We start from the raw sequence: 11,269 nt of genomic DNA, 5'->3' as shown, positions 1-11,269 counted from the left end.
GTAGGGGATACGTAGATTCATCGCAGTCATGTTGTGCGTTCGTCGCCGATATGTGCGCGAACCTGCTGTCGCTGTCGGCCGAGCCCATCGATGCCCAGTTCGATCACATCGCCGGGACGCAGATAGACCGGCGGCTTTTGTCCGAGACCCACGCCGGAAGGCGTACCTGTGCTGATGACGTCGCCAGGCAGCAGCGTCATGTAACGGCTGATGTGGCTTACCAGTTGCGCCACGTTGAAAATCATCGTGCGCGTGTGCCCGTTCTGATAGCGGTGCCCGTTGACCTCCAGCCAAAGATGGAGATTCTGCGGATCGGTGATTTCATCGGTGGTGACCAGCCATGGGCCGAGTGGTCCGAAGGTGTCGGCGCTCTTGCCCTTGACCCATTGACCGCCGTGATCGAATTGGAACGCACGCTCGGACAAGTCATTCACCACGAGATAGCCGGCGACATGCGCCAGTGCGTTCTCGACCGTCACACTGCGAGCGGTCTCGCCGATGACGACACCCAGTTCCACTTCCCAGTCGGTCTTGATGGAATCTTGCGGAATGACGACGTCATCGTTGGGCCCGATGATCGCGCTGGTGGCTTTCATGAAAATCACCGGCTGCTCGGGCACCTGCGCATTGGTTTCTGCAGCGTGTTCGGCGTAGTTCATACCGACGCAAATCATTTTGCTGACATGTGCCATCGGCACGCCGAAGCGTGGTTGGCCGGCCACTGTCGGCAACGTCTTTGGATCGATCTCGGCAATGCGCGCACGGCCCTCGCGGCCCAGTGCCTTCGCATCAACATCGTCAATGACGGATGAGAGATCACGAAGCGTGCCTGCTTCGTCGACTAAGCCTGGCTTTTCCCTGCCGAGTGCACCGTAACGTACCAGTTTCATAGATGCGCTCCTTGCGCTCAGTTGGACCAGCCACCATCCACAACGTGGATAGTGCCTGTCGTGAAAGCGGATTCATCGGACGCGAGATACAGCGCTAGTGCGGCAATTTCCTCAGGCTCGCCCAGACGCCCCATCGGTTGACGGTCGGTGAAGCTTCGCCAGTTGGCGGCCTCGTCGCCGCCGAGCGCGCGTACGCGTTCACCGAGTGATGGTGTTTTCACCGTGCCAGGACAAATTGCGTTGCATCGCACGCCACGCGCCACGAAATCCGCGGCGATCGCGCGTGTCAAACCGATCACGGCGGCCTTCGTTGTGCCATAGGCAAATCGGTTGGGTATGCCTTTGATGCTGGACGCGACCGATGCCATGTTGATGATGCTGCCTTTGCCGCGCTCGAGCATGCCGGGAAGAACGGCCTTGCATAGATGGAACATACTGTCGACGTTGATGGTGAACGAACGGCGCCAGCTCGCATCGTCGGTATCCAGAATGCTGCCTGCATGGACATAGCCGGCACAGTTGAACAACACATCGAAGGGGCCGGATGAATGAACCAACGCGCGGATGCTTTCCGCATCGGTGACATCCAGCAACTTCGTGGTGAGTGCCGGATGCTCCGCCGCAAGAGTGGCTAGTGCATTGCTGTCGATATCGGTGGCGAGCACCTTGGCACCGGCCTGCGCGAAGGCGAGGGCCGTTGCGCGACCAATACCCGCGCCCGCCGCGGTGACAAGCGCGTGCTTGCCGTCTAGACGTCCACTCATGCGGCGTCCCCTTTATAGCGGGAACGAAACAACGTGGCGGGTAAGATCATGGTGATACTCCTGCAAAGTCTGGAACGGGTAAGTCGATGTCCAGCGCGTAAAAACGCGCCGCATTGGCGGCAAAGACATCCGCTTGTGAGCCGGGTGCGTATCGCTCGGTCAACATCCACGCCACATGCAACCAGTGGCTGAAATCGGCATGTGTCGTGAGCACGGGCCAGTCGCTGCCCCACATCAGACGTTCCGCGCCAAAGTGCGCAAAAAGGTCTGCGACATAAGGCTCTATCGCGTCTTCATGGACGGGTTCGCCGAGCAGCGTGAGCAGACCCGACAGCTTGCAGTGAAGTGGCGGATGTTGCGCCAATTCGTCGATCCAGCTGGTCCATTGATCGAATCGTCCATCGGCAATGGCCGGTTTGCCTGCGTGATCAAGCACGACACTCAACCGCGGATTGCGGCGTAGCCGGCGGCACAGAGCAGGCAACTGCGGCATGCCGACGAGTGCGTCAAAAGCCAAACCGCAATCCTGGATGCAATCGAAGGCGCGATCGAGGGATGGCCTGGCCAGCCAGTCCGGATCGGCGATGTCCTGGGCCATCGGGCGCAATCCGCAGAGCAGGCCGCCGCCGTCGCGAATCAGCGCATCGATGCGGGCGCCTACATCGTCCGCTTCCATGTCGACCCAGCCAACAACGCCGACGACCGCCGGATCGATGTGCGCCAATTCGAATAGATAACGTGTTTCTTCTTCAGTCGGTGCGGCTTGCACAAGCACGCTGAACTTGACGCCTGCAGCTTCCCGCTGGGCATGAAAATCGGCAGGCAGAAAAGCTTTGTTCAATACCGCAGGCGCATGCGCCAACCAGCCATAGTCGCCGCGCGATGGCTGCCAATAGTGCTGATGTGCATCGACAATGATCATGGTGTGGGCGTGCCGCTCCGTAGCAAACCTTCCTCACGCAATGCATGCCACGCTTCAGCGGGAATAGGGGCTTGCATGCGTGCCGTAGCACTATCGACCTCTGCCACGGAACGCAATCCGCAAACAACGCTGAGCACAGCAGGATGCGCTAACGGAAATTGCAAGGCTGCCGCGCCGACCTCGGTATGAGAATGCGCGAGGATCTCGTAGAAGTGCCGCGCTCTTTCGATAGTGGCGTCGTCAGCCGGGGCGTAGTTGTAGAAGCTACCCGGCCCGTTTGTTCCCCCTAGCAGCCCCGAGTTGTAGGGGCCTGCAGCAAGTATGGCGACACCGCGCGCTTGTGCTTGCGCCATGACGCCTTCGCTGTGCTGTTGCTCAAACAGTGTGTAGCGCCCGGCCAGCATGATGACGTCCAGCGGGAACTGCGGCATCACCTCGAGACACACGGCTTCTTCGTTGACGCCAATGCCGATGGCGTCGCACACGCCTTGCGCACGCAATTCCGCCATTGCAGGCAGTGCTTCATCCAATGCCTGGCGGAGCACCGCGGCATGATGTGCACCGTGAGTCAGGGCACCGATGTCGTGTAACAACAGGACATCGATATGATCGGTGCGCAGTCGGCTGAGGCTGGCCTCGACTGAGCGCATGATGCCGTCGCGGCTGTAATCGAAATGAGCGCGCCGACCGTCGACGATGAAACCATCGTCGTGATGCGTGTGGCCATGGTCCGCTTCGATTACGCGGCCAACCTTGGTCGATAGCGTATAGCTGTCGCGCGTCAGGTCACTCAGCACGTCGCCCAGCCGAGATTCGCTCAAGCCGTAGCCGTAATAGGGCGCCGTATCGAAATGCCGTATGCCTTGTTGCCAGGCCCGCGTGATGGCCGCAGCGGCTTTGTCGTCGTCCACGGATTCGTAGAGGTTGCCGATGGGAGCACCACCGAATGACAGAGGCGAACGCAGCCACGGCACCCGCTGAGCTTTGGCGGCATCGGGATTTGGCCGGGTTGTCGCTTGCGTCATTCCAACCTCAGGGTGACTGGGGAGCCCCTCCGTTCAGGGACGGACTCCCGGTTCTCGCTTGGACCTGTCTGGGGATGATCGCGCATCCGCTCGCCTGTGTACATATAAACATCCAATTTACAGGTGTTCGTAATGGGATGGGATGACGGCCATCAAAAAAGAGTTGCAATTCGGTTTGTCACGATCTAAAACATATATGAAATATCATTTTGCTAATGAACAGGCGCCGGGTCCGCTGGTTCATGGCGGTTTGATTCGCAGACGCAGGGGCAGGGTTGCGCGCAGATGCCATTTCCATTGAAAAAATTGGGCGAATCCTGCGCACACAGCGGGGTTCGGTGCCATGACTGAGATGACGATGTCCCCATCCGTCGATGTGTCGACGGATGCCCACGCGAACTTGGCGATGGCTCAGACCTACGTTCCTGTAAATCCTGGCGATCTCGCATTTCTCGCAGCAGACGTCGGGGGTACGCATGCGCGCCTGGGTCTTATCGCTACGGCAGCCAAAGGGGGCAGGCCACAGATCCTTGCCTATCGAACGTATCGCTGTAGCGATCATCCCCATTTGGAGGACATCGTCCGCTGCTTCTGCGAGGAGCTTGATGTGCAACCTCGCAAACTGGTGCTCGCGTGCGCCGGTTACATGCATGCGGGTTCGGTGATCAACAAGAATCTTGCGTGGCGAGTCATGCCGCAAGCGATGAAAGAAGCGCTGGGACTCGACAGCGTGACGTTCCTCAACGACCTTGAAGCGCTCGCGTATGCCGTAGGGCATGTCGCTTCCCATCACGCAACGATGCTGAAGGCACCTATGGTGTCTGCGCCGGAAAACGGCCCCATCGTCGTTGTTGGCCCGGGCACTGGACTAGGGGCGGCCGTTTGGTTTCCCGGTGCGCCATCGCGCGTGATGACGACGGAGGCGGGCCACACGCAACTGGCCGCGCGTGTCGGCATCGAGCAGCAAGTGCTTGCGCAATTGGCTCAAGCCGACACTCACGTGTGTTACGAAACGGTGCTTTCCGGTCCAGGCTTGCATCGTCTCTATACCGCCTTGTGCGCGATACGCGACCGCTATCCGTCCCTTGGCGAACCTGCTGCGATTACTTCTGCCGCGCTCGCCGGCAATGACGATGTTGCGCGTGAGGCCCTCACCTTGTTTTGTGGCTGGCTCGCCTCGTTTTCGGCGGACCTGGCCATGTTGTACGGCGCCACGGGTGGCATCTACTTGGCCGGCGGATTTCTTTCCAGCATGGTCGACTTCATGCGACAGAGTTCCTTTGTCGAGCGGTTTCTCGACAAAGGTGTGATGCGCCCGTTTCTGCAAAAGGTTCCGATTCGCGTCATGGATCACGATCGGCACGGTGTCATCGGCGCCGCGAGCTGGCATCTCGACCATTGCGTCGATGTCGGCGCAATGCGTGAAAGTGAACGCGAAGTACGCTCACTCGGTTTGAATTTTGAGCGTTAGTTTCCCTCGTCGATCGCGGCCAAGCCGTTCCCCAATGGCCGCGATCGGCTTTTTTATAACCACTGTTCCGTATGGCTAAAAGCGTTGGGACCATGAAGCGATTTCTCATCACCATTGGTCTGCTCGCTGCGTGCGCTGTATTTATCGATGCCGCAGTCGCGCAATCATCGACCGCCGCCACGGCGAAGACGCTGTCGCCGCACGATGCGGATCTAGCCTGGCAGAAGGCCTCCGCAAAATTTGCACCGGAACGTAACGCGATCTTGTCCCGCGTCGCCAGCGGTATGGATAAGGGCCCCTTTCGCGCCGACTGGGTCTCGCTGCAAAACTACCGCTCGCCCGCGTGGTACGACGATGCAAAATTCGGCATCTTCATCCATTGGGGCGTGTATTCGGTTCCGGCGTTTGGCAGCGAGTGGTATCCGCGGTTGATGTATCAACAGGGTACGGCGGAGTTTGCCCATCATGTGGCGACTTACGGTCCGCAGTCGAAGTTCGGCTACAAGGACTTCATTCCGATGTTCAAGGCCGAACATTTCGATCCGCAGGACTGGGCTCAATTATTCCGAGATGCGGGCGCGCGTTACGTCGTGCCTGTAGCGGAACATCACGATGGTTTTGCGATGTACGACTCGCAGCTGTCTGAGTGGACCGCGGTGAAGATGGGGCCGCACAAGGACCTCATCGGACTATTGGCCAAAGCGATACGTGCACAGGGACTTCGTTTTGGCGTGTCTTCCCATCGCGCCGAACATGATTGGTTCTTCGATGGCGGCCGCCAATTCGATTCCGACGTCAACGATCCGCGATATGCCGGACTTTATGGTCCCGCCGAAGCGCATCTGTCGAAGGACGACCAAAACCTCGCTGACGACTGGACCTATGTATCACAGGCATGGCTGGACGACTGGCTTGCGCGCACCGCCGAACTGATCGATGACTACCACCCCGATCTTATTTATTTCGATTGGTGGATCGGCCATCCAACCTTCCGCAACACCTTGCCGAAGATGCTGGCGTATTACTACAACGAAGGTGCACGCCGCGACGGCGTGGTGGTCAATTACAAGCTGGGCGATTTTCCGGAGGGCGCGGGTACGCTCGATATCGAGCGTGGTCAGCTGACGGGCATTCACCCGACCCATTGGCAGACCGACACGTCGATCAGCGACAAGTCGTGGGGTTATGTCGAACACGATACGTATAAATCGCCGAGAGAACTTATCCATCTGTTGGTCGACGTCGTCAGCAAGAACGGCAACCTCATGCTCAATATCGGACCGCGCGCAGACGGCACCATTCCGGATGGCGAGCGCAACGTGTTATTGGCTATCGGCAAATGGTTGAAAGCGAATGGCGATGCTATCTATGGCACAAAGCCGTGGCGCGTGTTTGGTGAAGGCCCCACTGAAGTGGTAGGCGGCTCATTCCAGGACACCAAGACCCAGCCGTATACCGCACAGGACTTTCGTTTCACCGCCAAGCCCGGCGTGCTCTACGCGATCGAGATGGATTGGCCGAAAGATGGAACGGTAGTCATCCACGCGATCAAACCGAACGACCACGTGCGCGCCGTCAATCTGGTTGTCAACGATCAGCCTGTGACGTGGCAACAACAACCCGACGGCTTGCACTTGACCCTGCCGAAACAATCGATCGGCGAAAACGCCTATGTCTATCGCATCGAATTGACTGCAACAGCACCATAAATTTGCATTTCTCTGGAAATTTTCATGAAACGATTCATCGCGTTCTTGATCGCCATGTTTGTATGTGGCGCCGCGTTTGCGAAACAGCCGGACGCGCTGTTTTACCTGATGGGTACACCCAAGTCGCTCAACTCCTTCGTGGCTCATGCCGACAAGATCGGCTTGCTGGTACCTACCTGGTACGGTGTCGACGACCAGGGGCTGGTCAACGGCGGCCCGAATCGTTACGTCATGGATATCGCCAAGGATCATCGTGTTCCGGTCATGCCGATCATTTCCATGTCGGCCGGACGCAAGGGATTTCACGATCTTCTGCACGACGAAACGGCTAAGCAGCACATGATCGATTCGATGCTGCAGCAGGCTGAAGAACATGGCTACGCCGGGTTTCAGTTCGACTTCGAAAACATTTCCTGGACAGATCGGGACGCCTTCAGTTTGCTGGCCAAGCAGACTGCCGAGGCGTTGCACAAGCATGGTTTCAAGCTGTCCATTGCCGTGGTTCCGAACGCACCGGGCCACGCAGGGGAAGGGCAGTTCGCGAAATGGATGTGGCAGTACTGGCGTGGCGCGTACGATTTGGCTGCGCTTGGCAAATACGCAGATCTGATCTGCCTGATGACGTACGACCAGCACACCCGCTGGACCACACCGGGGCCCGTCGATGGCATGCCGTGGGTCATAGCGCAGCTGAAGTACGCGCTGACGATGGTGCCAAAGGAAAAGCTCTCGTTAGGCATCGCACTGTATGGATACCACTGGTATACCGGTAATCCCGTGCGGGAGGATGGCACCGAAGCGTCCAACATCAAGGCCGATTACATCGACGCCGACGAGTGGATGCCTTTGATACAGGAACAGCACGCGAATGTGCAGTGGGATTCGGTAGAACACGAGTCCTGGTTCTACTTCTACCGCGACGATATGCGCGAATGGGTTTTTATCCCTGACGCGCATAGTTTCCGCGATCGCTACGCGCTGATAAATCAGTACGGCCTGGAAGGTTTCTGCGCCTGGGTGCTTGGTTCCGAAGACCCCAAGGTGTGGGATGAGTTGCCGGTCATGCAACGCTGATGGTGAAAGCTTCCCGCGTCACCGTGATCTTCAGCGTCCTGTTACTTGGAGTAGGCGTTTAACGTTTTTCGTCGTTGTCGGCCAACCGGGTCATGGTGATGGCGTTGCGGTTGGGCGGCGAGGAACACTTGCGGTCCCTGTTTTCAGCGACGGTGTGCATTGGAAGCACGTACTGACGACGGAAGAAAGTTCGGGTGCAGAGTTTTCCTATCCGGCTGTCATCCAGACCAGCGATGGATTGGTCCACATCACTTACACATGGAAGCGATTGCGTATTGCGTACGTGGTTCTCGATCTTCAAAAGCCACGACCGGAACCCGTCGACAGTTTCGCGAAACCTCCCCAAAGCAGGGACCTGGGTGCCGTTACGTGTGTACACAAAACAATGGTTTACGAGCACGGGCAATTTTGTGTGATCGCAATCGAAAAAATGTGTTGCGATGCAACTTGCCTCGATCTAAATTCGACCTATAAGCTGTTTGAAGGTAAATATGAATTAGATATTCACGTATGAAATCGCCGGGTGACTCCGGGGATGAGTACAGAGCGTTGTTGGGGCACCGGAGGGGAGATGAAGGGGCCGATCCAGCTGAGTAAAAACGAAACGGCTTCGCCGCTCGACGGCGCGGAGCAGCGTTGCGTATGAAAGGCGGCTATCAGGGCTTCAACGAGTCCGGGGGCATTTATTCCCCGCCGTTTGGTGTCGCACTGGAAGGGACTGCATTGTCCGCGAAGTCAGCATCGTTTTCCAACGAGCCGTTCCTTGCTGCCGACGTAGGCGGCACCCATGCACGCATCGGGTTGATCAGCTTTGGGCAGGGCGAAACGACGCCCAATGTGTTGGCGTACCGCGTCTACAAGTGTGCTGAGTACTCCGGTCTCGATGCGATCGTACGTGCGTTCTGCACGACCTATGCGGCCAAGCCGTCTCATCTTGCGCTTGCCTGTGCGGGCTTCCTGCATGAAGGGCGGGTCGTCAATAGCAACTTGCAATGGCCAGTCGCACCGTCTGTGCTCGAGGCAGAATTGGGGCTGAGCAGCGTCAAAATACTCAATGATTTTGAAGCACTGGCTTACGGCACGACGTATCTGGATGTTAGCGATATCACATCGTTGCATAACCAGAAACGGCTGGATAAAACAGGCACAGGTCCCGTCGTCATTGTTGGTCCAGGCACCGGACTTGGCGTAGCGGTGCGTTTGCCCGGCGCACAGCCCAAGGTGCTTGCAACGGAAGCGGGCCACATCCAGTTGGCGGCCCGCGTCGGGCGTGAACAACAAGTGCTTGCCGAGTTGGCGCAAGCCAACACGCATGTACCTTACGACCACATCTTGTCCGGCCCTGGACTTCTACGCCTTTATGGCGCGTTGTGCCGCGTCGAACGCTTGCCCGCCGTGTTTCAGGAGCCAGCCGCGATCACTGCGGCAGCATGCGCCGGTACCAACGTGAGAGCGGTGGAAACCCTGGAGCTGTTTTGCGGATGGCTCGGTTCCTTCCTCGGCGATCTAGCGATGTTGTATGGCGCAACCGGCGGCATCTATCTCGCCGGAGGTTTTCTCTCGCAAATTGTCGAGTTTGTCGAACGCAGCACGTTCGTGAGCCGCTTTCTCGATAAGGGCGTGATGCGTCCGTTCCTGCAGACCGTTCCTGTCCACGTTGTGGATCACGCGCGGCTGGGTGTCATTGGCGCAGCGAGCTGGCTGATGAGTCACCAGGCTCAGGATAAGACCGCATGAGCGCGCACAGTTCGATGCTGCGTGGTATGGGTCTATGTGCAGGCGTTGTTTTTGCGCTGCTCGGTATGACTGCGGTTGTCGCTGCCGATAGTACGCAAGCAGTGACGCCGCCGGATGCGGCAACGATCGAACAGCAATGGGTGGCCGCCAATCGTCCTTACGACGGTGCGCGCAAAGCCATCCTGGCGCAGGCTGACAAAGTCGCCTGGCAGGGTCCCATGACACCGGACTGGCAGAGCCTTACCGGCTACAGCACGCCGGAATGGTATCGAGACGCCAAGTTCGGCATCTTCATCCATTGGGGTGTGTACTCGGTCCCTGCGTTCAAAGGCGAGTGGTATCCGCGCCACATGTACGAACGCACGGGCGAGAACTCCGATCGCTACCAGCATCAGATCGCCACCTATGGCCCGATGCCCAAGGTTGGCTACAAGGATCTGATTCCGCTTTTCAAAGCCGAGCACTTCGATCCGCAGGCATGGGCGACGTTGTTCCGCGAAGCGGGCGCGCGTTATGTGGTGCCCGTTGCCGAGCATCATGACGGCTTTGCGATGTACGACTCGAAGCTGTCGGATTGGACTGCGGTGAAAATGGGGCCGCATCGCGACGTGATCGGCGAACTGGCCAAGGCGATTCGCGCGCAGGGCATGAAACTCGGCCTTTCTTCGCACCGCGCCGAGCACGACTGGTTCTACGAATACGGACGCACATTCAATTCCGACGTCAACGATCCACGCTATGCCGCGCTCTACGGGCCGGCGCATCCGTCGGAATCTGCCAAGGGCGAGGACGGTCAGGATGTCGATTGGACATTCGTTTCCGATGCATACATCAACGATTGGCTAGCCCGCTCGTCCGAAATCGTGCAGGACTACCATCCGGACCTGATGTACTTCGATTGGTGGGTGGGTCAACCGCGTTTCCGCAATGCATTGGCCGAGTTCGCAGCGTTCTACTACAACCAGGCAGCAACGCGCGAGCAGGGCGTTGTACTCAACTACAAACTCGATGATATGCGCCCCGGTACGGGCACATTGAACATCGAGCGCGGACAGGCCGCGGATATCCGCCCACAACCCTGGCAGACCGAAACCTCAGTGAGCCCCGACTCATGGGGATACGCGGAAGGCGATACCTACAAGTCACCGGATGAAATCGTGCAGTTGCTCGCCGATGTGGTGAGCAAGAACGGCAATCTGCTGTTGAACATCGGTCCCAAAGCCGACGGCACCATTCCGGAACAGGCGCGGCACATTTTGCTGGCGATCGGACAATGGTTGAACGTCAACGGAGAAGCGATCTACGGCACGCGTCCGTGGACGCATTACGGCGAAGGTCCCACGCAAGTCGCCGCCGGCACCATGCAGGACACCAAGACGAAGCCTTATACCGCGGAAGATTTTCGTTTCACCACCAAGAATGGACGTCTCTACGCCATCGAAATGGCGTGGCCGTCGACAACTCATGCGCTGATTCATTCCATCACGCCAAGCATGAACGTGACGTCGGTGACGTTGTTGGCCACCGGTAAACCAGTGGCGTTCGATCAGCAAGCTGACGGCTTGCATCTCAATCTGCCCACGCAACCTGCTGGCGTGCGTGCATATGTCTATCGAATAGAAATGAAAGACCATCTCACGCTGACAGCGAGGGAGGGAGGCGCGCCCCATTCATAAA

The 11,269-nt window shown here is 58.2% G+C and carries 9 protein-coding genes and 1 pseudogene; 6 read left to right on the top strand and 4 right to left on the bottom strand.

Features of this window, described 5'->3' with window-relative positions:
* Window positions 1-26: 26 nt before the first annotated feature.
* Genes EKH79_RS04070 through EKH79_RS04055 form a run of 4 tightly spaced genes read right to left on the bottom strand, consistent with a single transcriptional unit; the run spans window position 27 to window position 3,601 of the window.
* Window positions 27-890: a fumarylacetoacetate hydrolase family protein gene (locus tag EKH79_RS04070; protein WP_126672523.1), complete on the bottom strand. Its 864-nt coding sequence runs from the start codon at window positions 888-890 to the stop codon at window positions 27-29.
* A 17-nt stretch (window positions 891-907) separates the two neighbouring features.
* Window positions 908-1,654: an SDR family oxidoreductase gene (locus EKH79_RS04065; protein ID WP_126672522.1), complete on the bottom strand. Its 747-nt coding sequence runs from the start codon at window positions 1,652-1,654 to the stop codon at window positions 908-910.
* Between the two features lie 46 nt (window positions 1,655-1,700).
* A complete protein-coding gene (locus tag EKH79_RS04060) occupies window positions 1,701-2,576 on the bottom strand; it encodes an amidohydrolase family protein (protein ID WP_126672521.1) in 876 nt (291 codons plus the stop codon).
* Window positions 2,573-3,601, bottom strand: a complete 1,029-nt coding sequence (locus tag EKH79_RS04055) for an aldo/keto reductase (RefSeq protein WP_126672520.1) — start codon at window positions 3,599-3,601, stop codon at window positions 2,573-2,575. Before EKH79_RS04055 ends, EKH79_RS04060 begins: the two co-directional genes overlap by 4 nt.
* Before the next feature lie 343 nt (window positions 3,602-3,944).
* Here EKH79_RS04055 and EKH79_RS04050 point away from each other — a divergent pair, with 343 nt between their 5' ends.
* The 6 genes and pseudogenes from EKH79_RS04050 (at window position 3,945) to EKH79_RS04025 (ending at window position 11,268) form a co-directional block, all read left to right on the top strand.
* Entirely contained in the window at window positions 3,945-5,072 is a 1,128-nt protein-coding gene (locus EKH79_RS04050) for a glucokinase (protein ID WP_126672519.1), read from the top strand.
* A 92-nt stretch (window positions 5,073-5,164) separates the two neighbouring features.
* Window positions 5,165-6,781 (top strand): alpha-L-fucosidase, encoded by a 1,617-nt coding sequence (locus tag EKH79_RS04045; RefSeq protein WP_126672518.1) that lies wholly within the window; start codon window positions 5,165-5,167, stop codon window positions 6,779-6,781.
* A gap of 24 nt (window positions 6,782-6,805) precedes the next feature.
* Window positions 6,806-7,855: a glycosyl hydrolase family 18 protein gene (locus EKH79_RS04040; RefSeq protein WP_126672517.1), complete on the top strand. Its 1,050-nt coding sequence runs from the start codon at window positions 6,806-6,808 to the stop codon at window positions 7,853-7,855.
* Window positions 7,830-8,150, top strand: a pseudogene (locus EKH79_RS19130) (exo-alpha-sialidase); the annotation flags it as partial. The gene EKH79_RS04040 and the pseudogene EKH79_RS19130, both read left to right, overlap by 26 nt.
* A 347-nt stretch (window positions 8,151-8,497) precedes the next feature.
* Window positions 8,498-9,592 (top strand): glucokinase, encoded by a 1,095-nt coding sequence (locus tag EKH79_RS04030; protein WP_126672515.1) that lies wholly within the window; start codon window positions 8,498-8,500, stop codon window positions 9,590-9,592.
* Window positions 9,589-11,268, top strand: coding sequence for an alpha-L-fucosidase (locus EKH79_RS04025; protein ID WP_425478464.1), 1,680 nt, complete (start codon window positions 9,589-9,591; stop codon window positions 11,266-11,268). Before EKH79_RS04030 ends, EKH79_RS04025 begins: the two co-directional genes overlap by 4 nt.
* Window position 11,269: the final 1 nt, after the last annotated feature.

The organism is Dyella dinghuensis, assembly GCF_003977615.1.
GTDB classification, from domain to species: Bacteria; Pseudomonadota; Gammaproteobacteria; order Xanthomonadales; family Rhodanobacteraceae; genus Dyella_B; species Dyella_B dinghuensis.
This window is presented reverse-complemented; position numbering and strand designations above follow the sequence as displayed.